Origin of the sequence: Mycolicibacter hiberniae (assembly GCF_010729485.1) — a bacterium.
Taxonomy (GTDB): Bacteria; Actinomycetota; Actinomycetes; order Mycobacteriales; family Mycobacteriaceae; genus Mycobacterium; species Mycobacterium hiberniae.
Genome location: NZ_AP022609.1, coordinates 1,683,349 through 1,707,786, shown reverse-complemented (window position 1 = coordinate 1,707,786; position 24,438 = coordinate 1,683,349). Strand labels below are relative to the sequence as shown.

Below are 24,438 nucleotides of genomic sequence, written 5' to 3'. Positions count from 1 at the left end.
GCTAGCTCACGGCCAGCCCGGCGCGCATCGCCAGGCCGTCGATCAGCAAGCCCAGCCCGAAGCCGAACGCGGTGCTCGGGTCGGCGTCGCGGGTGATGTCGGCGGCCCCGGCGGCATCCCACTGCAGGCGGGACTGCTCGTCGGCGGTGAACCCCAAGACGTAGTAGACGACGGTCCGGCCGACCTGCCCGGCCTGCTCGGGCGGCACGCCCGCCGCCGTCGCCGTGTCCGCGAGCAGCGCCAGGATTGCCGTGGCCGCCTGCGACTGGCCGGCCGCCATGCTGGCCGACACCAGTTCGGCGCCGTCGGTGTGCGACAGCAATGCGTCGCGCAGGCGTTGGCCCACGGTCTCGATCCGCCACTGCCAGCTGCCCGGCCCGGGGTCTGCGCAGGCCGGCGCCAGCACCCGATCGGCGACCGCCCCGAGTAGTTGCTGCTTGTTGGCGAAATGCCAGTACAGCGCGCTGGGGCTGACATTGAGCTCGCGCGCCAGCCGGCGCATCGACAGGTCGGCGATGCCGTAGTCGTCCAGGATGGTGGTCGCCGCGGCGACCACGTCAGGTTTGTGCAGCTGCACCCCGCTAGCCTAACCTGAACACCGTTCAAGTCTTGATGGGAGCACGCGTGACCCGCGGCGCCGACGATGCAGGGCGAAGCGATGAGGAGGAGCGGCGCGCATGACCGACGACATCCTGGCGCTGGCCAGGGAGCAAGTACTCGAGCGCGGTGAGGCGTTGCGGCGGGATCAGGTGCTCGAAGTGTTGCAGCTGCCCGACGACCGGCTCGAGGAGCTGCTGTCGCTGGCTCACGACGTCCGGATGCGCTGGTGCGGCCCGGAGGTCGAGGTCGAGGGCATCATCAGCCTGAAGACCGGTGGCTGCCCGGAGGATTGCCACTTCTGTTCGCAGTCGGGCCTGTTCTCTTCGCCGGTGCGCAGCGCCTGGCTGGACATTCCGAGTCTGGTCGAGGCGGCCAAGCAGACCGCCAAGTCCGGGGCCACCGAGTTCTGCATCGTCGCCGCGGTGCGCGGCCCCGACGAGCGGCTGCTGGCCCAGGTCGCCGCGGGAATCGAAGCCATCCGCAACGAGGTCGACATCCAGATCGCCTGCTCGCTGGGCATGTTGACCCAGGAGCAGGTGGATCAACTGGCCGCCATGGGCGTGCACCGCTACAACCACAACCTGGAGACCGCCCGGTCGCACTTCTCCAACGTCGTCACCACCCACACCTGGGAGGAGCGCTGGGAGACCCTGCGCATGGTGGGCGAAGCCGGCATGGAGGTGTGTTGCGGCGGCATCCTCGGCATGGGGGAGACGCTGGAGCAGCGGGCCGAGTTCGCCGCCGACCTGGCCGAACTGAATCCCCACGAGGTCCCGCTGAACTTCCTCAACCCGCGCCCGGGCACCCCGTTCGGCGACCTGGAGGTGCTGCCGGTGGCCGACGCGCTGCGGGCAGTCGCCGCATTCCGGCTGGCCCTGCCGCGCACCATGTTGCGGTTCGCCGGCGGCCGGGAGATCACGCTGGGCGACCTGGGCGCCAAGAAGGGGATCCTGGGCGGCATCAACGCGGTCATCGTCGGCAACTACCTGACCACGCTGGGCCGGCCCGCCGAAGCGGACCTGGAACTGCTCAACGACCTGCAGATGCCGATCAAGGCTCTCAACGCCACCCTCTGATGCTGGCCGACCTGCCCGTTGCCCTCAGTGCCGGCGTCTTCAACGTCTACACCGGCGTACGCATCGACGATCCCGCCGGAGGGTCGCTGCCCACCGCGGCGCAGCTGGGCCTGGAGGCGCCGCGCTTCTGCGCGTCCTGCGGGCGCCGGATGATGGTGCAGGTTCGCCCGGACGGCTGGTGGGCCAAGTGTTCGCGGCACGGCCTGGTGGACTCCACCGACCTGGACCCGCAACGGTGATGAGCACCGCCGCCCCGCGGCTGACGCGCGCAGGGGCCGGCCTGAGGCTGGCCGCCGGACTGACCGTCATCGGGTTGCCGGTCGGGGCGGTGTGGGCGTGGATCGCCCCACCGATCCACGGCGTGGTGGCACTGACGCGCAGCGGCGAACGGGTACAGGCTTACCTGGGCAACGAGGCCGAGAACTTCTTCATCGCGCCGGTCCTGCTGATCGGACTGCTCGCCGCGGTGGCCGTGGTGGCGGCCGCCCTGGCGTGGCAATGGCGGGCGCATCGGGGACCGGGCATGGTGCTGACCATGACCGCCGGGCTGATCGGCGGGGCAGCACTGGCGGTACTGACCGGGGCCGTCCTGGTGCAGCGCCGCTACGGCACCATCGACATCGAGGCCGCGCCGGTCAGCCCCGAACACCGGGTGCACTACGTGGCCGAGGGGCCGCCGGTGTTCTTCGGGCACACCGCGCTGCAGATCGGCGCCTCACTGCTGCTGCCGGCGGCCACCGCGGCACTGGTGTACGGGGGGTGCGCCATGTGGAGCACCCGCGACGACCTCGGCGGTTATCCGCCCGAACCGCCGGCCGGCCTCAGAGGCCAAGGCGGCCCAGCGCCCCTCCCGTGACGACGCGGGTCGCCACCAGGCCCAGGCGCGCCAGGCCGAGGTAGGTCCTGGGGTTCAGCAGTGCCGGCCACCCGCTGCTGACGGTGGACTGGCGCAGCGGCCGGTCGGCGAACCGGTCGCGCAACCACTCCATCACCATCGGCGCCGACAACGGGTGCAGCGTCACATGCTCGCTGAGCAGGTCGCGGTGATAGGTCACCCGCGCGCCGGCGTTCGCATAGGCCTCGGCCAAGTGGTCGATGTGCACGACTGAAATCACCTGGTCGTGAACGGCTTGCAACATCAGTACCGGTGGTTTCGGCGCAAGGTAGCCAAGCTTGGTGTCGTCGAAGACGTGTTGCACCGCAGGGAGTTCCACCACGTCCTGGAGTGGCTGGTCGAGGAACTTCTCGAGTGACTTGTGGCGCATCCGCATGATGGCGCCGAGCGTGGTCATCGATTCCAGTGAATGCAGCAAGGCCTTGCCCTCGGCGGTGGCGTGGTCGTCGATCACCTTCTGTAAGTCGGGGTAGACCTTCGCCAAGGTGGCGATCATCACCGCGGGCAACCCGGAGAAGAACGTCCCGTCCAACCCGAGGAAAGTGTGCCCGAGGTCACCCACCGGCGACCCGAGCACCGCACCCACGATGTTGAGATCCGGGGCGTAATCGCCGCAGACTTCCGCCGCCCAGCCGGTGGCCAGGCCGCCGCCGGAATAGCCCCACAGGCCCGCCGGGGCGTCCGGGGACAGCTCCAGCCGCTCGGTCCCCAGCGCGGCCCGCAGCGCGTCGAGCACGTGGTAGCCGGGTTCCTTCGGCGCCCCCCAGTGCCCGAAGCGGCCCTCATGGTCGGGGACCGATACCGCCCAGCCCTGCGACAGGATAGCCGCGATCAGCACGAATTCGAGCTGCGTGAAAGATCCGTGTGCCCGGGCGCGGCGGCGCAACGCGTACGACGGGAAGCAACGGCCGTCGGCGGCGTCGATCGCGCACTGGTAGGACACGATCGGGCAGTGCGGGCCGCGGTCGGCCGGGACCAGCACCGTCGTCACCGCCGCCTGCGCGACGTCGTTACGGTCGGTGGTCCGGTAGAGCAGTTGGGTGGCACGCATCCGTTGCGGGATCAGCCCGAGAAACGCCAGTTCGACGTCGCGCGAGCGCAGCACCGTGCCGGGCGCCGCGTGGGCAAAGCCGGCCGGTGGGTCGTAGAACGGATCTTCGGCGGGCAGCAGGGGGCGAGCGCCGGGTGGCGCCGGCTCGTGCGGAGCCTGCCCGATCCACTCGACAGAACTTTTTCGCGCCAGGCTGTCGAATTCCACGTCGACCATTGTCTCTTAAGAGGGCGTTAAGATTCCAGTCGACTCACCCGGGCGGTCGCAGGGCGGCGAATTCGTCGGTGACCCGTAATTCGGAGTCGGTGAACCGGTAGCGGGCCGCCGGACGGCCCCCGCTGCGCCCGGAGCGGGCGGTGGTGCCGGTGCGGGTGATCACCCCGCGGCGTACCAGCACCCGCTGCAGGTTGGTCGCGTCGACTTGGTAGCCCAGCACCACGCTGTAGATGTCTCGCAAGGTGGACAGGATGAATTCTGTTGGGGCCAAGCCGAATCCGATGTTGGTGTAGGACATTTTGGCGACCAGACGGCTGCGTGCGTGCTCCACCATGGGCCCGTGGTCGAACGCCATCGGCGGTAAGTCGTCCACGGGATGCCAGTGCGTGTCGCTCGGCAGCTCGGGGACGGCGGGGGAGGGCACCAGGCCCAGAAACGTCGATGCGATAGTGCGTACCCCGGGTACCCTGCCGGGGTCGGAGAACACAGCCAGCTGCTCAAGGTGGGCGATCTCACGCAGATCGACCTTTTCGGCGAGCTGGCGGCGGGCCGATGCCGTGACATCCTCGTCGGTGCGCAGCAGGCCGCCGGGCAACGACCACCGGCCGGACTGCGGTTCGCGGGCGCGTTCCCACAGCAGCACATTGAGCTGGGGGCGGCGCTGATCCAGGCCGCCAACCTGGAAGACCACGGTGAGCACCTCGTGGGCGGTGCTAGTATGAACCATGTTTTCGATTATAAGTCGAAAACCTGTTTTGAGAGGAGTCACCATGACCACCCTCACCGACACCGGTGTGCAGGCGGGCAGCCTGACCGGCCGCATCGTGAACTCCCCGGCCGGCTACAGCGGTGTCGAAGCCGATGCGGAGTGGGTGGCCGAGGTGCTCCGGCTCAAGAAGGAACGCAACGCGACGATCCTGGCCCACAACTACCAACTGCCCGAGATCCAGGACATCGCCGATCACGTCGGGGACTCCCTGGCGCTGGCCCGCATCGCGGCCACCGCGGCCGAGGACACCATCGTGTTCTGCGGTGTGCACTTCATGGCCGAGACCGCCAAGATCCTCTCCCCGGACAAGACGGTGCTGCTGCCCGACACCCGGGCGGGCTGTTCGCTGGCCGACTCCATCACCGCCGAGGAGCTGCAGGCCTGGCGCGAGGAGTTCCCGGGCGCGGTGGTGGTCTCCTACGTCAACACCACGGCGGCGGTGAAGGCCCTGACCGACTACTGCTGCACCTCCTCGAATGCCGTCGACGTGGTCAACGCGATCGATCCGGACCGCGAGGTGCTCTTCCTGCCCGACCAGTTTCTGGGCCAGCACGTCAAGCGCGTCACCGGCCGCGACAACATCCGCATCTGGGCCGGTGAATGCCACGTGCACGCCGCCATCAACGGCGACGAGCTCGAGGCGATGGCGCGGGCCAACCCCGAGGCCGAACTGTTCGTGCACCCCGAGTGCGGGTGCGCGACGTCGTCGCTGTACCTGGTCGGCGAAGGCCATTTCCCCGCCGAGCAGGTCAAGATTCTCTCCACCGGCGGCATGCTCGAAGAGGCCGCGCGTACCGGGGCCACCAAGGTGCTGGTCGCCACCGAGATCGGCATGATCCACCAGCTGCGCAAGGCCGCGCCGCAGGTGGATTTCGAGGCGGTCAACCGCAAGGCGGCCTGCAAGTACATGAAGATGATCACCCCGGCCGCGTTGCTGCGCTGCCTGACCGAGGGCGCCGACGAGATCCATGTCGACCCGGAGACGGCACGGCTGGCCGCGCGTAGCGTGCAGCGGATGATCGCGATCGGACACTCCGTCCCGGTCAGCAAGTGACCCCTGGTCCCAGCTGGCAGCAGCGGGCCGATGTCGTCGTCATCGGCACCGGTGTCGGGGGGCTGGCGGCGGCTCGCGCCGCCCACCGGGCCGGGCGCGACGTCGTAGTGCTCAGCAAGTCCGCCGCCGGTGCGGCCGCAACGGCGACCCACTACGCCCAGGGCGGGATCGCGGTGGTGCTGCCCGGCACCGACGACACGGTGACCGCCCACGTCGCCGACACCGTGGCCGCCGGCGGCGGATTGTGCGACCGCGACGCGGTGACCTCCATCGTGGCCGACGGGTATCGCGCGGTCCGCGACCTGGCCGACACCGGTGCGCAGTTCGACCGCGCGCGAGACGGCCATTGGGCGCTCACCCGCGAAGGGGGGCACTCGCGGCGCCGCATCATTCATGCCGGCGGCGACGCGACCGGGGCCGAGGTGCAGCGCGCGCTGGATCAGGCGGCGGCCGCACTGGACGTTCGTGGCGGCCAGGTGGTGCTTCAGGTCCTGCGCGACACCGACCAGGTCACCGGTGTGCTGGTGGCCAACGCCGACGGGATCGGCGTGATCCACGCCCCCGCGGTGGTGCTGGCCACCGGCGGCCTGGGCCACCTGTACCGGGCGACCACCAACCCCGGCGGGGCGACCGGCGACGGCGTGGCCCTGGCGCTGTGGGCCGGGGTGGCCGTCAGCGACCTGGAATTCATCCAGTTCCATCCCACGATGCTGTTCTCGGGCGACGGCGCCGGACGCCGGCCGCTGATCACCGAGGCGGTGCGGGGGGAGGGCGCCCGGCTGGTCGACGCCCGCGGCGCGGCGATCACCGACGGGGTGCACCCGATGGGGGACCTGGCGCCCCGCGACGTGGTGGCGGCAGCCGTCGACGCCCGCCTGCGCGAGACCGGTGACCGGTGCGTCTTCCTCGACGCTCGCGGGATCGCCGACTTCGAAGACCGCTTTCCGACCGTCACCGCGGCCTGCCGCGATGCCGGTATCGACCCTGTCCGGCAACCGATTCCGGTGGTCCCCGGCGCGCACTACAGCTGCGGAGGGGTGCTCACCGATGTCACCGGCCGTACCGAGCTGCCGGGTCTTTTCGCCGCCGGGGAGGTCGGCCGTACCGGCATGCACGGAGCCAACCGGCTGGCGTCCAACAGCCTGCTGGAAGGGCTGGTGGTCGGCGCCCGCGCCGGCGCCGCCGCCGCGGCGCACTGCGCAGCCGCCGGACCGGCCCGGGCCGCGTTCCCCGAGCCCGCCCGGCACCCGGTGCTGCCCCGGCAGCGGCTGCAGGAGGCGATGTCCCGCGATGCCTCGGTGGTCCGCGACACGTCCGGACTGGCGCGGCTGCAGCAGCTGCTGGCCGACGCCGCCCGGCGCCACGTCGCCGACCGGTACGGAGTCGAGGAAGCCGCACTGACCGTGGCCGCCCGGGTGATCGCGACGGCGGCATCGGCCCGCACCGAGAGCCGCGGCTGCCACCACCGGGCGCAGTACCCGGCCGCCGACCCCGGGCAGGCCCGCAGTTCCACCATCCGGCTGCGCGACGGCAGTGTCGCGCTCGAAACCCCCGCGGGAGTCTGATGCTTTCCGAGACCGAACTCGACGAGGCGCGGCAGATCATCGTGCGCGCCCTCGACGAGGATCTGCGCTACGGGCCCGACGTCACCACCGCCGCGACGGTGCCGGCCGGCGTGAAGGCCGAGGCGGCGATGGTCACCCGGGTGCCCGGCGTGATCGCCGGGCTCGACGTGGCGCTACTGGTCCTCGACGAGGTCCTCGGCGCCGACGGCTACCAGGTGGTGCAGCGGGTGGCCGACGGCACCCGGGTCGACGCCGGCGCGCCGGTGCTGAGCCTGCGGGCCGACACCCGCGGCCTGCTCACCGCTGAACGCACCATGCTCAACCTGGTCTGCCACCTGTCCGGGATCGCGACCGCGACCGCGGCGTGGGTCGACGCCGTGGACGGGACGTCGGCTCGGGTGCGTGACACCCGCAAGACGCTGCCGGGGCTGCGGGTGCTGCAGAAGTACGCGGTGCGCGTCGGCGGCGGGGTGAACCACCGGATGGGGCTGGGCGACGCCGCCCTGATCAAGGACAACCACGTCGCGGCGGCCGGATCGGTGGCCGCGGCGCTGCGGGCGGTGCGCGAGGCCGCTCCCGACGTGCCCTGCGAGGTCGAGGTGGACTCGCTCGAGCAGTTCGACGAGGTGCTCGCCGAGGGGCCCGAACTGGTGCTGCTGGACAACTTCGAGGTATGGCAGACCCAGATGGCGGTGCAGCGGCGGGACTCCCGCGCCCCCGGGGTGCTGCTGGAGTCGTCCGGCGGACTGACCCTGGAGACCGCCGGCGCGTACGCCGCCACCGGCGTCGACTATCTGGCCGTGGGCGCCCTCACCCATTCGGTGCGGGTACTCGACATCGGCCTGGACATGTGACGGCCGGTCAGCCGATATCGGTGACCAGCACCGCCACTTTGCGGTTCTGCAGCCGCAGCAGCGGCGGCAGCGCGGTGTCACCGGAGCCGGCGGGCACGATCCGCGGGTTCACCAGGTGCAGCTGATGCCGGAACAGCTGCACATCGGCCTCCCCGGCGGCCAACACGTTCTTCACCCAGTCGGTCTTGCCGTGGCCGAGCGCGATCGCCAGCGTGTCGCCCTTGCGGTAGGTCGTCACCACCGTCTGGTACACCTTGCCGGACTTGCGGCCGCGATGGGTGATCACCGACGTGCCGGGAATGAACTTCGCCAGCGGCTTGACCACCGGATTGACGTACTTGATCTGCAGCCGATCCAGCCAGGCGGGGAACACCGCCGGCAGCGTGGACGGGCCGACGGCACCCTTGTCGACAGCCATGGCAACTCCGTTCTCCCTGGGGACGACCACGACGCCGCGATCGGTGCTCGCCGACGCCGCAACTGCGCACCACCCTAGCCGCGGGGCCCGGGTAGCGGGGGTCATCCCGGCGCGGCGATATTGACTTGAGGCTCTCTGGGACAATGGACGGCGTGAACACCGGCCTGATGGCACGCATCGACCTGCGCGGCACCGACCAGTCGGACCCGTCCTCGCGACTCTCGAGGGCCCGGCTGCGTTCCGTTCTGCCCCGCGGCGCTGCCGACGTGGAGACGGTGCTGCCGCGCGTGCGCCCGATCGTCGAGGCGGTCGCCCAGCGCGGAGCCGCGGCGGCATTGGAATTCGGCGAATCCTTCGACCGGGTGCGGCCCGGCACGGTCCGGGTGCCCGATGCTGCGCTCGCGGACGCCCTGACCGAGCTGGACCCGGCGGTACGGGCCGCTCTGGAGGTGGCGATCAGGCGGGCCCGTGCGGTCCACACCGACCAGCGGCGCAGCGATACCGCCACCACGCTGTCCCCGGGCGCCACCGTCACGCAGCGGTGGATTCCCGTCGAACGGGTCGGCCTGTACGTGCCCGGCGGCAACGCGGTCTACCCGTCCAGCGTGGTGATGAACGTCGTCCCGGCCCAGATCGCCGGGGTCGACTCGCTGGTGATCGCCAGCCCGCCCCAGGCCGCCTTCGACGGCCTGCCGCACCCCACGATCCTGGCGGCGGCCCGGCTGCTCGGTGTCAGCGAGGTCTGGGCGGTCGGCGGCGCGCAGGCCGTGGCGCTGCTGGCCTACGGCGGCACCGACACCGACGACGGCGAACTGGCCCCAGTCGACATGATCACCGGCCCCGGCAACATCTACGTCACCGCCGCCAAAAGACTGTGCCGGTCGCAGGTGGGCATCGACGCCGAGGCCGGTCCCACCGAGATCGCGATTCTCGCCGACCACACCGCCAACCCGGCACACCTGGCCGCCGACCTGATCAGTCAGGCCGAGCACGACGAGATGGCGGCCAGTGTGCTGGTCGCCACCAGCGCCGAACTGGCCGACGCCACCGCCCGGGAGGTCGCCGCACAGCTGCAGACCACGGTGCACCGCGAGCGGGTCAGCACAGCGCTGTCCGGCCCGCAGTCGGCGATCGTGCTGGTCGACGATCTGGACGCCGGTATCGAGGTGGTGAACGCCTACGCCGCCGAGCACCTCGAGATTCAGACCGCCGACCCGGCGGCCGTCGCGGGCCGCATCCGCTCAGCCGGCGCGATCTTCCTCGGACCGTACTCGCCGGTCAGTCTGGGCGACTACTGCGCCGGCTCCAACCACGTGCTGCCGACCGCCGGCAGTGCCCGCCACTCCAGTGGTCTGTCCGTGCAGACCTTCCTGCGCGGCGTGCACCTGGTGGACTACACCGAGGCCGCGCTCAAGGACGTCAGCGGACACGTGATCGCGCTGGCCACCGCAGAGGATCTGCCCTCGCACGGCGAGGCGGTCCGGCGGAGGTTCGAGCAGTGAGCGCCACCGAGTCGCGGCCCGGTGGACAGATCGGCCTGGCGGACCTGCCGCTGCGCGAGGACTTGCGCGGCAAGTCTCCTTACGGCGCACCGCAGCTCGATGTTCCGGTGCGGCTCAACACCAACGAGAACCCGCACCCGCCGAGTGCGGCATTGGTCGACGACGTGGCACGTTCGGTGCGCGAGGTCGCCGCTGAGCTGCACCGCTATCCCGATCGTGACGCCGTCGCGCTGCGCGCCGACCTGGCCGACTACCTGACCACCCAGACCGGGGTGGCGGTGGGGCCGGACAACGTGTGGGCCGCCAACGGTTCCAACGAGATCCTGCAGCAGTTGCTGCAGGCGTTCGGGGGGCCGGGCCGCAGCGCCATCGGATTCGTGCCGTCGTACTCGATGCACCCGATCATCGCCGACGGCACCTTGACGCGTTGGCTGGCCGTGCACCGCGGGTCTGACTTCGGGCTCGACGTGGCCGTGGCGACCGCCGCCGTCGCCGAGCACCAGCCCGACGTGGTGTTCATCGCGTCCCCGAACAACCCTTCCGGGCAAAGTGTTTCGCTGGATGACTTGCGGGCGCTGCTGGATGCGGCGCCCGGGATCGTGATCGTGGACGAAGCCTACGGTGAGTTCTCCTCACAGCCCAGCGCGATCGCTCTGATCACCGACTACCCGGCCAAGCTGATCGTCACCCGCACGATGAGTAAGGCGTTCGCGTTCGCCGGCGGCCGGCTCGGCTACCTGATCGCGGCCCCGGCGGTGATCGATGCGATGTTGCTGGTGCGGCTGCCGTACCACCTGTCGGTGGTCACCCAGGCGGCCGCACGCGCCGCGCTGCGCCACGCCGGCGACACCCTCGGCAGCGTCGCACAATTGATATCCGAGCGGGATCGCGTCTCGGGAGCGCTGTCCGACATGGGCTTTCGGGTGATCCCCAGCGATGCCAACTTCGTGCTGTTCGGCGAATTCGCCGAGGCCCCGGCGACCTGGCAGCGCTACCTGGACGCCGGTATCCTCATCCGCGATGTAGGCATCCCCGGATACCTGCGGGCCACCACCGGGCTTCCGGAGGAGAACGACGCGCTGCTCGCCGCCAGCCAACGGCTTGCGGCCACCGAACTCACCCGGCAACCGGTACCGATCGCCGGCGCGGCGGAACCGGGCGCAGCCGGCGGCCACCAGCACAAAGGAGCATCATGACCGGCAATCGCCGCGCCCGGGTAGAACGTGCCACCCGTGAATCAGACATCACGGTCGAACTCGATCTCGACGGCACCGGCGTCGTGAACATCGACACCGGAGTGCCGTTCTTCGACCACATGCTGACCGCCCTGGGCAGCCACGCCAGCTTCGACCTGACGGTCCGCGCCCACGGCGACACCGAGATCGAAGCGCACCACACCGTCGAGGACACCGCGATCGTGCTCGGGCAGGCGCTGGGCGAGGCGCTGGGCGACAAGGTGGGCATCCGCCGCTTCGGCGATGCCTTCATCCCGATGGACGAGACCCTGGCACACGCTGCCGTCGACGTGTCCGGGCGGCCCTACTGCGTGCACACCGGAGAGCCGGATCACTTGGCACACACCACGATCGCCGGAACGCAGGCGCCGTACCACACCGTCATCAACCGGCATGTGTTCGAGACGCTGGCGTCGAATGCCCGCATCGCGCTGCACGTGCGGGTGCTCTACGGGCGCGACCCGCACCACATCACCGAAGCCCAGTACAAAGCCGTCGCGCGTGCGCTGCGCCAGGCCGTGGAACCCGACCCCCGGGTGACTGGGGTGCCGTCCACCAAAGGCGCCCTGTGAGCGGATCTGTCAAACCCAGGGTGGTGATCCTGGACTACGGTTCCGGGAACCTGCGCTCAGCCCAGCGGGCTCTGCAGCGGGTCGGTGCGCAGGTCGAGGTGACCGCCGACGCCGACGCCGCCGCCGGGGCCGACGGCCTGCTGGTGCCGGGCGTCGGTGCCTATGCGGCGTGCATGGCGGGCCTGCGCAACGTCAACGGCGACAAGATCATCGCCGAACGCGTGCAGTCCGGGCGGCCGGTCCTCGGAGTCTGCGTCGGGATGCAGATTCTGTTCGCCCACGGCGTCGAGTTCGGGGTCGACACCACCGGATGCGGGCAGTGGCCGGGTGCGGTCACCCGGCTGGACGCCCCGGTGATCCCGCACATGGGCTGGAACGTCGTCGATGCCGCGCCGGGCAGCACGCTGTTCGCCGGCCTGGACGCCGACACCCGGTTCTACTTCGTGCACTCCTACGCCGCGCAGCGCTGGGAGGGCCGTCCGGAGGCTTTGGTGACCTGGGCGACCCATCAGGTACCGTTCGTGGCGGCTGTCGAGGATGGGCCATTGGCCGCCACCCAGTTTCACCCCGAAAAGAGTGGGGATGCCGGGGCGGCGCTGTTGAGCAACTGGGTGGAGGCACTGTGAGTACGACTGCGAACACGGCACTGGTTCTGTTGCCGGCCGTCGATGTCGTCGACGGGCGCGCCGTGCGTCTGGTGCAGGGAAAGGCCGGCAGCGAGACCGAGTACGGTTCGGCGCTCGACGCCGCGCTGGGCTGGCAGCGCGACGGCGCGGAATGGATCCACCTGGTCGATCTGGACGCCGCCTTCGGGCGCGGTTCCAACCGCGAGCTGCTGGCCGATGTGGTGGGCCGCCTCGATGTCAAGGTGGAACTGTCCGGCGGGATCCGCGACGACGAGTCGCTGGCAGCGGCGCTGGCCACCGGCTGCGCCCGGGTGAACCTCGGCACGGCGGCCTTGGAGAACCCACAATGGTGCGCGCGGGCGATCGCCGAACACGGCGAGAAGGTCGCGGTCGGGCTCGATGTGCAGATCGACCCCAGTCATCCCGACGGCATCCACCGGCTGCGCGGCCGGGGCTGGGAGACCGACGGCGGGGATCTGTGGCCGGTCCTGGAACGGCTTGACCGCGAAGGGTGTTCACGCTACGTCGTCACCGATGTGACCAAGGACGGCACCCTGGGCGGGCCCAACCTGGAGCTGCTCGGCGCGGTCGCCGACCGCACCGACGCTCCGGTGATCGCCTCCGGCGGAGTCTCGAGCCTCGACGACCTGCGCGCTATCGCCACGCTGGTGAACCGCGGCGTGGAGGGCGCTATCGTCGGCAAGGCCCTCTACGCGGGCCGGTTCACGCTGCCCGAGGCGTTGTCCACGGTGCAGGAGTAGGCCGCCATGGCGCTGGACACCGTGGATCTGGAGGCGCTGGTCGCAGCGGCGTCGGAGATCCTCGATGTCGCAGCCGAGCCATTTCTGGCCGGCCATCGGGCTGGATCGGCAGTGCGCAAGGGCGGCAACGACTTTGCGACCGAGGTTGACCTCGCCCTGGAACGACAGATCACCGATGCACTGGTCGCGGCGACCGGAATCGGAGTGCACGGCGAGGAATTCGGCGGCCCGCCAATCGATTCCCCGTTGGTATGGGTGCTCGATCCCATCGACGGGACCTTCAACTACGCCGCCGGCTCACCGATGGCCGCCATACTGCTGGGGCTGCTACGCGACGGGGAGCCGATCGCGGGGCTGACCTGGCTGCCGTTCGCCGGTCAGCGCTACACCGCGGTGGCGGGCGGCCCGCTGATCCGCAACGGGGTGGCGCAACCACGACTGGAGCCCGCCGACCTAGCCCACTCGTTGGTCGGCATCGGCACATTCAACGTCGAATGGCGGGGCCGCTTTCCCGGCCGCTACCGGCTGGCCGTGCTCGAGGGACTGACCAGGGTGACCTCGCGGACGCGGATGCACGGCGCCACCGGAATCGACCTGGCCTATGTCGCCGACGGCACGCTCGGCGGTGCGATCAGTTTCGGCCACCACATCTGGGACCACGCCGCCGGCGTGGCCATGGTGCGGGCGGCGGGCGGCATCGTCACCGACCTGTCCGGCGCTCCCTGGACGGCATCGTCGGACTCGGCGCTGGTCGCGGCGCCGGGGGCACACGATCAGATTCTCGACATCCTCATGCGAGTCGGCGCACCGGGGGACTACTGATATGGAACAACACAGCGGTTCAGCGAGTCTCGACGCAGGAGAGGCGAAGCTGGGACCGATGCATAAGCACAGCGGTTCAGCGAGGCTCGACGCAGGAGAGGCGAAGCTGGGACCGATGCATAAGCGCAGTGATGTGGCCGTACGGGTCATTCCGTGTCTGGACGTCGACGGCGGCCGGGTCGTCAAAGGGGTGAACTTCGCCAACCTGCGCGATGCCGGCGACCCGGTCGAGCTGGCCGCGGCCTATGACGCCGCGGGCGCCGACGAGCTGACCTTCCTCGACGTGACGGCGTCGTCGTCCGGCCGGGCGACCATGCTCGAGGTGGTCGCGCGCACCGCCGATCAGGTCTTCATCCCGCTCACCGTCGGCGGGGGGGTACGTACGGTCGCCGACGTCGACGTGCTGTTGCGGGCCGGAGCGGACAAGGTTTCGGTGAACACCGCCGCGATCGCCCGCCCGGAACTTCTTGCCGAGCTGTCGCGGCAGTTCGGTTCCCAGTGCATCGTGCTGTCGGTCGATGCGCGCACCGTGCCGGCCGATTCGGCTCCCACCGCGTCCGGATGGGAAGTCACCACCCACGGTGGCCGGCAGGGCACCGGTATCGACGCCGTCGAATGGGCGGTCCGCGGTGTCGAGTTGGGCGTCGGGGAGATCCTGCTGAATTCGATGGATGCCGACGGCACCAAGGCCGGATTCGACCTGCGGATGTTGCGCGCGGTCCGGGCGGCGGTGAACGTGCCGGTGATCGCCAGCGGGGGAGCCGGCGCGGTGGAGCATTTCGTCCCGGCGGTCGCCGCCGGCGCCGATGCGGTGCTGGCGGCCAGTGTGTTTCATTTCGGCGAGATCACCATCGGCGAGGTGAAGGCGGCGATGGCTGCGGAGGGAATCGTGGTGCGATGACCCACCGGCTCGACCCGGCCATCGCGGCCCGCCTCAAGCGAAACACCGAGGGCCTGATCGCCGCGGTGGTCCAGGAGCGGGGCAGTGGCGACGTACTCATGGTCGCCTGGATGGACGACGAAGCGCTGGCGCGCACGCTGGCCACGCGTGAGGCCACGTACTTCTCGCGGTCGCGCCAGCAGCAGTGGATCAAGGGCGCGACCTCCGGGCACACCCAGTACGTGCACTCGGTACGGCTGGACTGCGACGGCGACACCGTGCTGCTGACCGTCGATCAGACCGGCGGCGCCTGCCACACCGGCGATCACAGCTGTTTCGACGCCGACCAGTTGCTCGCACCCTAGGCCGACGTGCGCGCAACCCTGGCCGGCGCTGCCGCCACGGCAACGGCGGCGCTCGCGGCGCGCCGCTACCTGCGGTTGCGCCCGGCCTTCGCCGGCGTCGCACCCGAGCTCCGCAGTCCGCTGTTGCCGTATGTGACCATGACCTACCGCGCACACACGCTGCCGTTCCTGCGGGCGGTCTACCGGATCAAGCGGCCGGCCGGTCCCGGCGTCACCGTGACGACCCAGCGTGTCGGCGCGGCCGGTATGCGGGTGCTGGTGGCGACACCCCGCAGCGCCCGCCGGCCCGGGCCCGCTGTCCTGATGCTGCACGGCGGCGGGATGATCGTGGGTTCTGCCCGCCTGGAATTGAGCACTTACGGGCGTCTTGCCCGCGAGCTGGACGCGGTGATCGTGGCGCCGGACTATCGGTTGGCGCCGGAAAACCCCTTCCCGGCTGCCCTGGACGACTGCATGGCGACGCTGAGCTGGATGCGCGAGCGTGCCGTCACGTTGGGAATCGACCCCGACCGCATCGCGGTGGCCGGGTTCAGCGCCGGCGGCGGTCTCGCGGCGGCCGTCGCCCAGCGTTGCCACGACGAGGGCCTCGCATTGCGGGCCCAGGCCCTGGTCTACCCCATGCTCGACGACCGCACGGTACTGCGCGACAGCGGTGGGCGCGGACGGTTGGTCTGGACGCCGGAGTCCAATCGCTTCGCCTGGACCGCCTACCTGGGCCGGGCGCCGCGGATGACCGACGCACCGCCCTACGCCGCGCCGGCCCGGCGCGCGAACCTGTCCGGTCTGGCGCCCGCCTGGATCGGGGTGGGTGAACTGGACCTCTTCTACGCGGAGGACGTCGCCTACGCGCACACGCTGCGCGCCTGCGGCGTGCCGTGCGAACTTCTCACCGTGGCGGGGATGTACCACGCCGCAGACGGCTATGCGCCCAGATCAGCGGTTGCCGCCGCGTTCACGTCCAGCCTGCGCGACCACCTCAGGACGTATCTGTAGCAGCCGGATTTGTCCGCACACCGCGACGTCTTCGACAGTCCCGCAGATCCATTCGGTACCGGCTGCGGAGCGGTATGCTGGCCGACTGTGACTTCCGACGAGCCTGACGACCGGTACCTGTTGGAGCACAGCCAGCGCACCCGGGGGGTGGAGCTGGACCGGGTGTCGCTGCAGATCGACTCGCACTACGCACACGGCACCGTCAGTGACATCGAAGCGCACATGCCGCGGGACGGATCGCGGATCATCGCGCTGACGAACCAGCTGAGCGAATCGCAAGCGAATCTGGAATCCGCCTCGGCGCAGTTCACCGAGTTGGCCTCCGCGATTCCGGGCGACATCGTGGATCTCAGCGATCGACTGTCTGGCATTCTCAACGGCGCGATGGCCGAAGCCGAGGATATCCGCGCAGAGGCGCAGCGCTTCGCCGACGAGCTGCGCGCGGCGGCCCAGAGCGAGGCTGCGGCCGTTCTCGCCGACGCCGAGGCTCAGCGCCGCGAGGCAGCCGAACTGCGGGCCGAGCTGGAAACACAGCACAAACACCTGCGGGCGCAGGCCGCGCATCTGCGGCGACAGGCCGTGCTGAGCGCGGCCGAAATCATGAAAGAGGCCGAAAGTCACGCCTCGGCGATCCTGACCGAGATGAACCAGGCGATCACCAGCCACGTCGCAGACGCGCAACGGCGCCTGGCCGAACTCATCGATGCGCGCGCGAAGATCGTCGGCCAGATTGAGCGGTCGACATCGCAGGCCAATCGCGCCAAACAAGTTAATGCCGAAACTCAAGTTAATGCCGCGCGGCAGGTGGATCGCGAATCGGCATTGTCGGCCAGAGAAACCTGGTTTCGAGAAAATCGCCCGCACTGAAGTACCGCTTCGGCCATTTATTTTTTCGGTGACACGTTCGCACCCGTCTGCTACGCTTCGTCGCGCGGCGGCGTGTCTGTGGCGGCTGACCTGTCCTGATGTGCGCTTTTCCCGGGGTTGACCCAGGCGCCGGCCGACCATCGAGTCTTGCCGAGAGGAGGAGTCGGTTCCGGTGCTGAATATTCCGCCATTCCCAACGCAGATGCGCGGTTTCGATCGCACTGCGGTGGCGGATTACCTCGCGCGCCTCCACCACGAAATCGACTATTTGCGCGACCGGGCGAAATCGCTCAACGCCGTGCGGACGCAGGCTGAATCGAATCGCGAACAACTCATTGCCGAGCTGGCGAGGCTGAAGAAGGACGTCGTGCACAAGGCCGCCGATGCCGACTGCCGGCGCGGTGAACTCATCGCCGAGATACAGAACCTGCGCCGCCGGCTCGCTGAGGCCACCGGCGCCGAGAATCCGGCGGTCGGAGCACCCGAGCGGCTGACGGTGATGATGCGGATGGCCGCCGAGGAGGCGCGGCGCGTCAAGGAGCTGGCTTGTCGGGAGACTGACGCTCTGACCCGGGATCTGCGCGAGAAGCTGGTGGCCGCCCGCTACGAGCGGGCCGCCGCCGGCGAAGAACTGACCGGGGTGGAGTCGGCGGCCCGAACGCGCCAGATCAAGATCCTGGACATCGCAACCGCCGAAGCGCAGCAGATCCTGCGATCGGCGCACGAGGAGCGCGCTCGCATCGCCGAACAGACCGCCGAGGCCCAACAGCGCCGCCGGGCGTTGTACCGCCGGCTGGCCGAGGAGGACGAACGCCGCCGCCTGGCGTCCAACGAGGCCCTCGACAACCAGATCAAGCGGTCCTGGGAAGACGACGAACGCAATCGCCGTCGGTCGCGGCGGCAGCTGGAGCAGAAGCTGCAGGCCACCTGGGAACAGGTCGAGGCCAACATCGCCACGATCGACGAACAGGCGCGGGCGCAAGCGACGGCCCTGATCGCCGATGCCGAGCGACAAGCCGGGGCGCTGCGCGAACGAGCACACGCCGACGGGGCGCTGCTGCACGTCGAGCGCGCCGGAATCCGCGCCGACCTCGACGAGATCCAGAAGTGGATCGGCACTGCCGGTAGCGAAACCCAAGCTGTTCGCCCACCGTAAGTCCGGTGACATGCCCGCGGGGTTCTGATACGCTCCGTCGCACGGTGACTTGAGTCGGCACATCCAGTTGGCTTCGGGCACAAGCCAACTCGGTTGAATTCCGGCTACCCCATCGACCGAAGACCGACCCCCTCAGGTGCTTAGGAGCATGCCGGTGGCGCTGGAGATTCCCGACTTCGAAACGCAGATGCGCGGTTTCGATCGCAATGAGGTCTCCGACTACATCGGCAGGCTGCACCACGAGATCAGCGTGCTGCAGGAGCGCAACAAGTCCCTCGAGGCGAGCAAGTCGAAGACGCTCATCGACCGCGAACAGCTGGCCGCCGAAGTCACGCGGCTGCAAAACGACGTGGTGCGTATGACCGCCGAGGCCGAGAACGAGCGGCAGCGCCTCACGGCCGAACTGGCCCAGCTGCGATCGCAGTTCGAGCAGGTCGCCGGCCCGGTCGACTCCGTCGAGGGCATGTCCGACCGGATCGCGCGGATGATGCGCATCGCCTCCGAGGAGGCGCGGCGCACCAAGGAACTGGCACGCCAGGACGCCGAGGCCCTCACCACGGAGCTGCGCGAGCAGCTGGAGGCGGCCAGTCACGACCGGGCTGCTGCCAGTGCGGCACTCGCCGAGTTCCAGGCGTCCACCCACGCCCGCCGGACGAAGATTCTCGAAGCCGCGACCCAGGAGGCGGAGCAGATCCTGCGCATCGCCCACGAGGAGCGCAGCCGCATCGCCCAGGAGATCGAAGAAGCCGAGCGCAGTCGCCGCGAGGTGTACCAGCGGCTGGCCGAGGACGACGAACGCAATCGCCGGGCGGCGCAGGAGGCCCTCGACGAGCAGATCAAGCTGGCCTGGGAAGAGGACGAGCGCAACCGCCGCGAGGCCCAGCAGCGCCTGGACCAGAAGATGAAGGCGGCGTGGGAGCAGGCCGAGGCCAACATCGCCAAGCTGGACAAGGAGGCCCGCCTGGAGGCGTCCTCGCTGATCGCCAACACCAAACGCGAGGCCAAACTGCTGCGCGACCGCACGCAGGCCGAGGTGGAGCAACTCGGCCGCGAACGCGCCGGCATCGTCACCCACCTCAGCGAGATCAGAAATTGGATCGACACCGCGGTCGGCGAGGCCCGGGCAGCGGCCGGCCCAGCCGAGGCGAGCGAGGCCGAATCCGAGGCACCGGCGCACACCGGCGGATAACCGGGGTAGAGCCGCGCTGCTAGGCCGTCCGGCGCGTCCGCAACGCCTCCAGCGCCGTATCGGCGTGGGTGTCCATCGAGAACTCGCTGGCGATCACGGCCAGCACGGTGCGGTCGGTGTCGATCACGAACGTGGTCCGCTTCACCGGCAGGAACTTGCCCAGCAGGCCGCGCTTGACGCCGAACTGCGCCGCCACGGTGCCGTCGGCGTCGGACAAAAGCGGGTAATCGAACCCCTGCTGGTCGGCGAACTTGGCCTGTTTGGCGACCGCGTCGGCGCTGATACCCACCCGGGTGGCCCCGACGGCGGCGAACTCGCCGGCCAGGTCGCGGAAGTGACAGGCTTCCTTGGTGCAGCCCGGCGTCATCGCCGCCGGATAGAAGAACAGCACCACCGGCCCCGCGGCCAGCAGCTCACTGAGGGTGCGCAGCGCCCCGGTCTGGTCGGGGAGCTCGAAGTCCGCCACGGTGTCACCGGTTTTCATGCCGGCCACGCTACTCCCGGTGTCAGCGTCGCGACGGCGATCACCGGGTCCGATTCCGCCGGGCCGCTGCGCCGCCGCGCCGGCAATCAGCATGGTCTGGGAAGATATGCGCGTGCAAACCACGAGCACTTCGAGGGTCGGTGTCACCTCCCGGGCGGACTTCCGGGCCCTGGCGGCTGAGCACCGAGTGGTCCCGGTGACCCGCAAGGTTCTGGCCGACGCCGAGACGCCGCTGTCGGCCTACCGCAAGCTGGCCGCCAACCGGCCCGGCACGTTTCTGCTCGAATCGGCCGAGAACGGCCGGTCGTGGTCGCGGTGGTCGTTCATCGGCGCCGGCACCACCTCGGCGTTGACGGTGCGCGACGGTGAGGCGGTGTGGCTGGGCGCGGTGCCGCAGGACGCGCCCACCGGAGGCGACCCCTTGCAGGCCCTGCGCCAGACATTGGCCCTGCTGGAGACGGCGACCATCCCCGGGCTGCCGCCGCTGTCGAGCGGGCTGGTGGGCTTCTTCACCTATGACCTGGTGCGCCGCCTCGAGCGGCTGCCCGAACTCGCGGTCGATGACCTGGGGCTGCCCGACATGCTGCTGCTGCTGGCCAGCGACATGGCGGCCGTGGACCACCACGAGGGCACCATCACCCTGATCGCCAACGCGGTCAACTGGAACGGCACCGACGAGCATGTCGACGAGGCCTACGACGACGCGGTCGCCCGCCTGGATGTGATGACGGCGGCGTTGAGCCAGCCGCTGGAGTCCAGCGTCGCGACCTTCGACCGGCCCGACCCGGACTACCGCGGGCAGCGGACCCCCGAGGAGTACGGGGCGATCGTCGAGCGACTGGTCGGCGAGATCGAAGCCGGCGAGGCGTTTCAGGTGGTTCCCTCGCAGCGTTTCGAGATGACGACGACGGCCGACCCGCTCGATGTCTACCGGATGCTGCGGGTGTCCAATCCCAGCCCGTACATGTACCTGCTGCAGGTGCCCGACGGCGACGGGGAACTGGCCTTCTCGATCGTGGGTTCGAGCCCCGAGGCGCTGGTGACCGTCCAGGAGGGCCGCGCGACCACCCACCCGATCGCCGGAACCCGGTGGCGGGGCGCGACCGAGGAGGAAGACCAGCTGCTGGCCAAGGGGCTCCTGGAGGACGAGAAGGAGCTCGCCGAACACCTGATGCTGGTCGATCTGGGCCGCAACGACCTGGGCCGGGTGTGCGTTCCGGGGACGGTGCGGGTCTCCGATTACAGCCACATCGAGCGCTACAGCCACGTCATGCACCTGGTGTCCACCGTCACCGGGGAACTCGCCGAGGACCGGACCGCGCTGGACGCGGTGACCGCCTGTTTTCCCGCCGGCACCCTGTCCGGGGCCCCCAAGGTCAGGGCGATGGAGCTGATCGAGGAAGTCGAGAAGACCCGGCGCGGGCTCTACGGCGGCGTGGTCGGTTACCTGGACTTCGCCGGCAACGCCGACTTCGCCATCGCGATCCGCACCGCGCTGATGCGCTCCGGCACCGCCTATGTCCAGGCCGGTGGGGGCGTGGTCGCCGACTCCAACGGCCCCTACGAATACACCGAGGCCTCCAACAAGGCCCGCGCCGTGCTGGCCGCGATCGCCGCCGCACAGACGCTGGGCGCGCCCGGGACCGATGGCTGACGGCCGCGAACCTCACCAGGCCCGCACCCTTCGCGGGGCGCAACTGCTGCTGGTAGTCGCCGCCGGAGGGTTGTGGGGCGCCTCCCGGCTGCCGTGGGTGCTGATTCGCTCGTTCGACGGGCTCGGCCAGCCCAGACAGCTCACCGTCACCGGGGCGTCCTGGTCCACCGCGCTGGTGCCGATGGCGCTGTTGTGCCTGGCTGCTGCGGTGGCCGCGATGGCGGTGCGCGGATGGCAACTGCGGGTCCTGGCGGTGGTGCTGGCCGCGGTGAGCCTGGCGTGCGGCTACCTGGGCCTGAGCATGTGGGCGGCCCGTGACATCACGGTGCGGGCGCTGGACATCGCCGAGGTGCCGCTGACCTCTCTGCTGGGCACCGACCGGCGCCTGACCGGAGCGGTGTTGACCCTGGTTGCGGCCGGGTGCGTGCTGGCAGCGGCCGTGTTGCTGATGCGCACCGCCGCGCACGGCGGCGGCCGCGTCAGCAAGTATTCCGCGCCTGCGGCGCGCCGTGCGGCCACCCGGGATCTGCCCGCCGGACCGGCGGGTGCGCAGGTGTCGGAACGAATGATGTGGGACGCCCTCGACGAGGGGCGCGACCCCACCGGGGATCCGGAGGAGCGGCCACCGGGACCGGACGGCGAGGGTCGGTGACAGCGCGGGCAGCGACGATCGTTACCCTTCTTGGAAGTGTTCGACGAAGGCCCACCGGACGCGGGAGAGGAAGCGGCAGTCATGACTTCGGTTCTCGACTCCATCATCGAGGGAGTCTGCGCCGACCTTGCCGTCCGAGAGGCTGCCGCCCCACTGGCGGAAGTCAAAGCCGCAGCTGAGGCCATGCCCCCGCCGCTGGACGTGATGGCTGCGCTGCGCGAGCCCGGCATCGCGGTGATCGCGGAGGTGAAGCGGGCCAGTCCGTCGAAGGGGCAGCTGGCTCCCATCGCCGACCCGGCGGATCTGGCCAGCTCCTATGCCGATGGCGGCGCCCGCGCGATCAGTGTGCTGACCGAGCAGCGCCGGTTCAACGGCTCGCTGGCGGACTTGGACGCGGTGCGGGCCGCGGTGTCGGTTCCGGTGCTGCGCAAAGACTTCATCGTGCGCCCGTACCAGATTCACGAGGCGCGCGCCCACGGCGCGGACATGCTGCTGCTGATCGTGGCGGCACTCGGCCAGCAGGCCCTGGAATCCCTGCTGGACCGCACCGAGTCGCTCGGCATGACCGCCCTGGTCGAGGTGCACACCGAAGAGGAGGCCGACCGCGCACTGACCGCCGGCGCCAAGGTGATCGGTGTCAACGCCCGCGACCTCACGACACTGGAAGTCGACCGCGACTGCTTCGCACGCATCGCGCCCGGACTGCCCACCGAGGTGGTCAAGATCGCCGAGTCCGGCGTCCGCGGCACCGCGGACCTGTTGGCCTACGCCGGTGCCGGCGCGGATGCGGTCCTGGTCGGCGAGGGGCTGGTCACCAGCGGCGACCCGCGAGCAGCTGTTGCCGATTTGGTCAGTGCGGGTAAGCATCCGTCCTGCCCGAAGTCGGCCCGCTAAATGTCAGAGAACCCGCACCCGAGTCTTCCGCGCGCCAGTGCCGGAGTGGCTGAACCCACCCGCCACGAGCCCGACGCCCGCGGGCATTTCGGCGTCTACGGCGGCCGCTACGTCGCCGAAGCGCTGATGGCGGTCATCGAAGAGGTCACCGCCGCCTACGACAAGGTGCGCAACGACCGCGAGTTCCTCGACACCCTCGACGACCTGCAGACCCACTACACCGGCCGGCCCTCGCCGCTGTATGAGGCGCAGCGCCTGACGGCCCACGGCGGCGGCGCCCGCATCTTCTTGAAGCGCGAAGACCTCAACCACACCGGTTCGCACAAGATCAACAACGTGCTCGGCCAGGCGCTGTTGGCGCGCCGCATGGGCAAGACCCGGGTGATCGCCGAGACCGGTGCCGGCCAGCACGGCGTCGCCACCGCGACCGCCTGCGCCCTGCTCGGGCTGGAGTGCGTGATCTACATGGGTGCGGTCGACACCCGCCGTCAGGCGCTCAACGTGGCCAGGATGCGGCTGCTGGGCGCCCAGGTGGTGTCCGTCGAATCCGGTTCGCAGACCCTCAAAGACGCCATCAACGAGGCGTTCCGGGACTGGGTCACCAATGCCGATCGCACCTACTACTGCTTCGGCACCGCGGCCGGACCGCACCCGTTCCCGACCATGGTGCGGGACTTCCAGCGGATCGTCGGACTGGAGACGCGCGTTCAGATCCAGCAGATGGCGGGCCGGTTGCCCGATGCCGTGGTGGCGTGCGTGGGCGGCGGGTCCAACGCCATCGGCATCTTCCACGCCTTCATCGACGATCCGGCGGTTCGGCTGATCGGGTTCGAAGCCGGCGGCGACGGGGTGGACACCGGCCGGCATGCCGCGACCTTCGCCGGCGGATCGCCGGGTGCCTTTCAGGGCTCGTTCTCCTACCTGCTGCAAGACGAGGACGGTCAGACCATCGAGTCGCATTCGATCTCGGCGGGCCTGGACTATCCCGGTGTGGGCCCCGAACACGCCTGGCTGCGCGAGACCGGGCGCGCCGAATACCGCCCGATCACCGACGCCGAAGCCATGGATGCCTTCGGCGTCCTGTGCCGCACCGAGGGGATCATTCCCGCGATCGAATCGGCACACGCGATAGCCGGCGCGCTCAAACTGGCGGCCGAGCTGGGGCCCGGAAAGATCATCGTGGTGAACGTGTCCGGCCGCGGCGACAAGGACGTGGAAACGGCGGCCGAGTGGTTCGGGCTGTTCGACCAGACGGGGGACGCGTCGTGACCGACCACGCCGGCGACCG

The 24,438-nt window shown here is 70.1% G+C and carries 27 protein-coding genes; 22 read left to right on the top strand and 5 right to left on the bottom strand.

What is annotated here, in order from left to right; all coding sequences use genetic code 11:
- Window position 1 precedes the first annotated feature (1 nt).
- Entirely contained in the window at window positions 2–577 is a 576-nt protein-coding gene (locus G6N14_RS08045) for a TetR/AcrR family transcriptional regulator C-terminal domain-containing protein (RefSeq protein ID WP_085135394.1), read from the bottom strand.
- Window positions 578–677: 100 nt separating this feature from the next.
- Here G6N14_RS08045 and bioB point away from each other — a divergent pair, with 100 nt between their 5' ends.
- From bioB to G6N14_RS08030, 3 genes are read left to right on the top strand one after another with little or no spacing between them, the layout of a single operon-like run.
- Window positions 678–1,676, top strand: coding sequence for a biotin synthase BioB (gene bioB, locus G6N14_RS08040; RefSeq protein WP_085135393.1), 999 nt, complete (start codon window positions 678–680; stop codon window positions 1,674–1,676).
- Complete coding sequence (gene bsaP, locus G6N14_RS08035; protein ID WP_085135392.1) at window positions 1,676–1,915, top strand: biotin synthase auxiliary protein BsaP; 240 nt, start codon at window positions 1,676–1,678, stop codon at window positions 1,913–1,915. The genes bioB and bsaP overlap by 1 nt, the downstream gene beginning before the upstream one ends.
- Window positions 1,915–2,532, top strand: coding sequence for a DUF2567 domain-containing protein (locus tag G6N14_RS08030; protein WP_085135391.1), 618 nt, complete (start codon window positions 1,915–1,917; stop codon window positions 2,530–2,532). The genes bsaP and G6N14_RS08030 overlap by 1 nt, the downstream gene beginning before the upstream one ends.
- Here the strand turns inward: G6N14_RS08030 and G6N14_RS08025 are convergent.
- Both G6N14_RS08025 and G6N14_RS08020 read right to left on the bottom strand, forming a co-directional pair.
- On the bottom strand, window positions 2,498–3,829 hold the full coding sequence (locus G6N14_RS08025) for a lipase family protein (protein WP_085135460.1): 1,332 nt from the start codon (window positions 3,827–3,829) through the stop codon (window positions 2,498–2,500). The genes G6N14_RS08030 and G6N14_RS08025 overlap by 35 nt on opposite strands.
- Before the next feature lie 43 nt (window positions 3,830–3,872).
- Window positions 3,873–4,565 carry an NUDIX hydrolase gene (locus G6N14_RS08020; RefSeq protein ID WP_085130215.1) on the bottom strand — a complete coding sequence of 231 codons (693 nt, stop codon included), beginning with the start codon at window positions 4,563–4,565 and terminating at the stop codon, window positions 3,873–3,875.
- A gap of 43 nt (window positions 4,566–4,608) precedes the next feature.
- Here G6N14_RS08020 and nadA point away from each other — a divergent pair, with 43 nt between their 5' ends.
- From nadA to nadC, 3 genes are read left to right on the top strand one after another with little or no spacing between them, the layout of a single operon-like run.
- Window positions 4,609–5,661: a quinolinate synthase NadA gene (gene nadA / locus G6N14_RS08015; protein WP_085135390.1), complete on the top strand. Its 1,053-nt coding sequence runs from the start codon at window positions 4,609–4,611 to the stop codon at window positions 5,659–5,661.
- Window positions 5,658–7,226: an L-aspartate oxidase gene (locus tag G6N14_RS08010; RefSeq protein WP_085135389.1), complete on the top strand. Its 1,569-nt coding sequence runs from the start codon at window positions 5,658–5,660 to the stop codon at window positions 7,224–7,226. Before nadA ends, G6N14_RS08010 begins: the two co-directional genes overlap by 4 nt.
- A complete protein-coding gene (nadC, locus tag G6N14_RS08005) occupies window positions 7,226–8,080 on the top strand; it encodes a carboxylating nicotinate-nucleotide diphosphorylase (protein ID WP_085130217.1) in 855 nt (284 codons plus the stop codon). The genes G6N14_RS08010 and nadC overlap by 1 nt, the downstream gene beginning before the upstream one ends.
- 7 nt (window positions 8,081–8,087) lie before the next feature.
- Here nadC and G6N14_RS08000 read toward each other — a convergent pair whose 3' ends face one another.
- The gene (locus G6N14_RS08000; protein WP_085135388.1) at window positions 8,088–8,498 is read right to left on the bottom strand and encodes a nitroreductase family deazaflavin-dependent oxidoreductase; all 411 of its coding nucleotides are present in this window, start codon (window positions 8,496–8,498) and stop codon (window positions 8,088–8,090) included.
- A 143-nt stretch (window positions 8,499–8,641) separates the two neighbouring features.
- On the opposite strand from G6N14_RS08000, the gene hisD reads away from it, so the two are divergent.
- The 12 genes from hisD to G6N14_RS07940 all read left to right on the top strand — a co-directional run bounded on the left by hisD (window position 8,642) and on the right by G6N14_RS07940 (window position 19,466).
- Window positions 8,642–10,000: a histidinol dehydrogenase gene (gene hisD / locus G6N14_RS07995; protein WP_085135387.1), complete on the top strand. Its 1,359-nt coding sequence runs from the start codon at window positions 8,642–8,644 to the stop codon at window positions 9,998–10,000.
- On the top strand, window positions 9,997–11,196 hold the full coding sequence (locus tag G6N14_RS07990; protein ID WP_085135386.1) for a histidinol-phosphate transaminase: 1,200 nt from the start codon (window positions 9,997–9,999) through the stop codon (window positions 11,194–11,196). Before hisD ends, G6N14_RS07990 begins: the two co-directional genes overlap by 4 nt.
- Entirely contained in the window at window positions 11,193–11,807 is a 615-nt protein-coding gene (hisB, locus tag G6N14_RS07985; RefSeq protein ID WP_085135385.1) for an imidazoleglycerol-phosphate dehydratase HisB, read from the top strand. The genes G6N14_RS07990 and hisB overlap by 4 nt, the downstream gene beginning before the upstream one ends.
- Window positions 11,804–12,433: an imidazole glycerol phosphate synthase subunit HisH gene (gene hisH, locus G6N14_RS07980; protein WP_085135384.1), complete on the top strand. Its 630-nt coding sequence runs from the start codon at window positions 11,804–11,806 to the stop codon at window positions 12,431–12,433. The genes hisB and hisH overlap by 4 nt, the downstream gene beginning before the upstream one ends.
- 20 nt (window positions 12,434–12,453) lie before the next feature.
- Entirely contained in the window at window positions 12,454–13,194 is a 741-nt protein-coding gene (gene priA / locus G6N14_RS07975) for a bifunctional 1-(5-phosphoribosyl)-5-((5-phosphoribosylamino)methylideneamino)imidazole-4-carboxamide isomerase/phosphoribosylanthranilate isomerase PriA (protein ID WP_046319749.1), read from the top strand.
- A gap of 6 nt (window positions 13,195–13,200) precedes the next feature.
- Window positions 13,201–14,016, top strand: coding sequence for an inositol monophosphatase family protein (locus G6N14_RS07970; protein WP_109559781.1), 816 nt, complete (start codon window positions 13,201–13,203; stop codon window positions 14,014–14,016).
- Window positions 14,017–14,131: 115 nt separating this feature from the next.
- Window positions 14,132–14,917: an imidazole glycerol phosphate synthase subunit HisF gene (gene hisF, locus G6N14_RS07965; protein ID WP_085135383.1), complete on the top strand. Its 786-nt coding sequence runs from the start codon at window positions 14,132–14,134 to the stop codon at window positions 14,915–14,917.
- A complete protein-coding gene (hisI, locus tag G6N14_RS07960; RefSeq protein WP_085135382.1) occupies window positions 14,914–15,261 on the top strand; it encodes a phosphoribosyl-AMP cyclohydrolase in 348 nt (115 codons plus the stop codon). The genes hisF and hisI overlap by 4 nt, the downstream gene beginning before the upstream one ends.
- A 6-nt stretch (window positions 15,262–15,267) precedes the next feature.
- Window positions 15,268–16,254, top strand: a complete 987-nt coding sequence (locus G6N14_RS07955) for an alpha/beta hydrolase (RefSeq protein ID WP_085135381.1) — start codon at window positions 15,268–15,270, stop codon at window positions 16,252–16,254.
- Window positions 16,255–16,341: 87 nt separating this feature from the next.
- The gene (locus G6N14_RS07950; protein WP_085135380.1) at window positions 16,342–17,121 is read left to right on the top strand and encodes a coiled-coil domain-containing protein; all 780 of its coding nucleotides are present in this window, start codon (window positions 16,342–16,344) and stop codon (window positions 17,119–17,121) included.
- 202 nt (window positions 17,122–17,323) lie between these two features.
- Entirely contained in the window at window positions 17,324–18,277 is a 954-nt protein-coding gene (locus G6N14_RS07945; RefSeq protein WP_085135379.1) for a coiled-coil domain-containing protein, read from the top strand.
- 148 nt (window positions 18,278–18,425) lie between these two features.
- Window positions 18,426–19,466 carry a coiled-coil domain-containing protein gene (locus G6N14_RS07940; RefSeq protein WP_235674199.1) on the top strand — a complete coding sequence of 347 codons (1,041 nt, stop codon included), beginning with the start codon at window positions 18,426–18,428 and terminating at the stop codon, window positions 19,464–19,466.
- 19 nt (window positions 19,467–19,485) lie between these two features.
- Here the strand turns inward: G6N14_RS07940 and G6N14_RS07935 are convergent, their stop codons facing one another.
- Window positions 19,486–19,950: a peroxiredoxin gene (locus tag G6N14_RS07935; protein WP_085135457.1), complete on the bottom strand. Its 465-nt coding sequence runs from the start codon at window positions 19,948–19,950 to the stop codon at window positions 19,486–19,488.
- A gap of 91 nt (window positions 19,951–20,041) precedes the next feature.
- Between G6N14_RS07935 and G6N14_RS07930 the strand changes: the two genes are divergently transcribed.
- The 4 genes from G6N14_RS07930 to trpB all read left to right on the top strand — a co-directional run bounded on the left by G6N14_RS07930 (window position 20,042) and on the right by trpB (window position 24,419).
- Window positions 20,042–21,604: an anthranilate synthase component I gene (locus G6N14_RS07930; protein ID WP_407663088.1), complete on the top strand. Its 1,563-nt coding sequence runs from the start codon at window positions 20,042–20,044 to the stop codon at window positions 21,602–21,604.
- Entirely contained in the window at window positions 21,597–22,256 is a 660-nt protein-coding gene (locus G6N14_RS07925) for a TIGR02234 family membrane protein (RefSeq protein WP_085135378.1), read from the top strand. The genes G6N14_RS07930 and G6N14_RS07925 overlap by 8 nt, the downstream gene beginning before the upstream one ends.
- Before the next feature lie 81 nt (window positions 22,257–22,337).
- Window positions 22,338–23,150, top strand: coding sequence for an indole-3-glycerol phosphate synthase TrpC (trpC, locus tag G6N14_RS07920; RefSeq protein ID WP_085135455.1), 813 nt, complete (start codon window positions 22,338–22,340; stop codon window positions 23,148–23,150).
- Window positions 23,151–24,419, top strand: coding sequence for a tryptophan synthase subunit beta (trpB, locus tag G6N14_RS07915; RefSeq protein ID WP_085135377.1), 1,269 nt, complete (start codon window positions 23,151–23,153; stop codon window positions 24,417–24,419).
- The last annotated feature ends 19 nt before the right edge of the window (window positions 24,420–24,438 follow it).

Bases quoted from the DNA above. Each gene is read 5' to 3' on its own strand.
- bioB (WP_085135393.1), top strand. From the start codon at position 678: ATGACCGACGACATCCTGGCGCTGGCCAGGGAGCAAGTACTCGAGCGC.
- bsaP (WP_085135392.1), top strand. From the start codon at position 1,676: ATGCTGGCCGACCTGCCCGTTGCCCTCAGTGCCGGCGTCTTCAACGTC.
- G6N14_RS08030 (WP_085135391.1), top strand. From the start codon at position 1,915: ATGAGCACCGCCGCCCCGCGGCTGACGCGCGCAGGGGCCGGCCTGAGG.
- G6N14_RS08020 (WP_085130215.1), bottom strand. From the start codon at position 4,565: ATGGTTCATACTAGCACCGCCCACGAGGTGCTCACCGTGGTCTTCCAG.
- nadA (WP_085135390.1), top strand. From the start codon at position 4,609: ATGACCACCCTCACCGACACCGGTGTGCAGGCGGGCAGCCTGACCGGC.
- nadC (WP_085130217.1), top strand. From the start codon at position 7,226: ATGCTTTCCGAGACCGAACTCGACGAGGCGCGGCAGATCATCGTGCGC.
- G6N14_RS08000 (WP_085135388.1), bottom strand. From the start codon at position 8,498: ATGGCTGTCGACAAGGGTGCCGTCGGCCCGTCCACGCTGCCGGCGGTG.
- hisD (WP_085135387.1), top strand. From the start codon at position 8,642: ATGGACGGCGTGAACACCGGCCTGATGGCACGCATCGACCTGCGCGGC.
- hisB (WP_085135385.1), top strand. From the start codon at position 11,193: ATGACCGGCAATCGCCGCGCCCGGGTAGAACGTGCCACCCGTGAATCA.
- G6N14_RS07970 (WP_109559781.1), top strand. From the start codon at position 13,201: ATGGCGCTGGACACCGTGGATCTGGAGGCGCTGGTCGCAGCGGCGTCG.
- hisF (WP_085135383.1), top strand. From the start codon at position 14,132: ATGCATAAGCGCAGTGATGTGGCCGTACGGGTCATTCCGTGTCTGGAC.
- hisI (WP_085135382.1), top strand. From the start codon at position 14,914: ATGACCCACCGGCTCGACCCGGCCATCGCGGCCCGCCTCAAGCGAAAC.
- G6N14_RS07945 (WP_085135379.1), top strand. From the start codon at position 17,324: ATGCGCGGTTTCGATCGCACTGCGGTGGCGGATTACCTCGCGCGCCTC.
- G6N14_RS07940 (WP_235674199.1), top strand. From the start codon at position 18,426: ATGCCGGTGGCGCTGGAGATTCCCGACTTCGAAACGCAGATGCGCGGT.
- G6N14_RS07935 (WP_085135457.1), bottom strand. From the start codon at position 19,950: ATGAAAACCGGTGACACCGTGGCGGACTTCGAGCTCCCCGACCAGACC.
- G6N14_RS07930 (WP_407663088.1), top strand. From the start codon at position 20,042: ATGGTCTGGGAAGATATGCGCGTGCAAACCACGAGCACTTCGAGGGTC.
- G6N14_RS07925 (WP_085135378.1), top strand. From the start codon at position 21,597: ATGGCTGACGGCCGCGAACCTCACCAGGCCCGCACCCTTCGCGGGGCG.
- trpC (WP_085135455.1), top strand. From the start codon at position 22,338: ATGACTTCGGTTCTCGACTCCATCATCGAGGGAGTCTGCGCCGACCTT.
- trpB (WP_085135377.1), top strand. From the start codon at position 23,151: ATGTCAGAGAACCCGCACCCGAGTCTTCCGCGCGCCAGTGCCGGAGTG.